The following is a 645-nucleotide window of genomic DNA, read 5'->3' as shown; positions in this document are numbered from 1 at the left end:
CGAGATCCTTGAGCCTGCCGGTCATGAACAGTTCGCCGTCGTAGCGCACGCCGAGGTCCCCGGTCGCGAGCCAGCCCGCGCCGGACTCCGGGTCGATCGGCGGCAGGCCGAAGACACCGTCCGCGGCGGGCCGTCCCCACTACCCCACTCCGACGTTCGGCCCGTTGACCTGGATCTCCCCCACCCTGCCGGGTTCGACCAGCGCGCCGGTGACCGGATCGGCGATCCGGACCCGTTGCCCCACCGGGAATCCGCACGAGACGAGCGTGGTGGCCGCCGCGCCGGGAAGCGCTGGCGTCGCCAGGCCGGCGGCGAGCTGATCGCGGTCGAAGGCGACCTCTCGCGGCGCCTTGCCCGCCTCGGTGACGGACACGAGCACGGTGGCCTCGGCCAGCCCGTAGGACGACCGGTGCACCTCCGGGCGCAGCCCGCATTCCTCGAAAGCGCCGTGGAACTTCGCGATCGTCGACGGGAGGACCGGCTCGCTGCCATTGATCAGCGAGATGACCCGGCTCAGTTCGAGGTAGCTCTTCTCAGCCTCGGTCACACGGGAAGCGCTGTAGGCGTAGGCGAAATTGGGTGCCGCGCTGATCGCGCCGGGGCTCGCCGAGAGCGCGCGCAGCCAGCGGGATGGACGTTCGAGGA

General features: G+C 71.3%; 1 protein-coding gene. It reads right to left on the bottom strand.

Going from position 1 to position 645, the window contains the following annotated elements; genetic code table 11:
- Positions 1–139: 139 nt before the first annotated feature.
- The coding region (locus DMB42_RS52800) for an AMP-binding protein (RefSeq protein ID WP_221762773.1) at positions 140–645 on the bottom strand (506 nt) is incomplete at its 5' end.

Source organism: Nonomuraea sp. WAC 01424 (genome assembly GCF_003947315.1).
Classification (GTDB): Bacteria; Actinomycetota; Actinomycetes; order Streptosporangiales; family Streptosporangiaceae; genus Nonomuraea; species Nonomuraea spiralis.
This window is presented reverse-complemented; position numbering and strand designations above follow the sequence as displayed.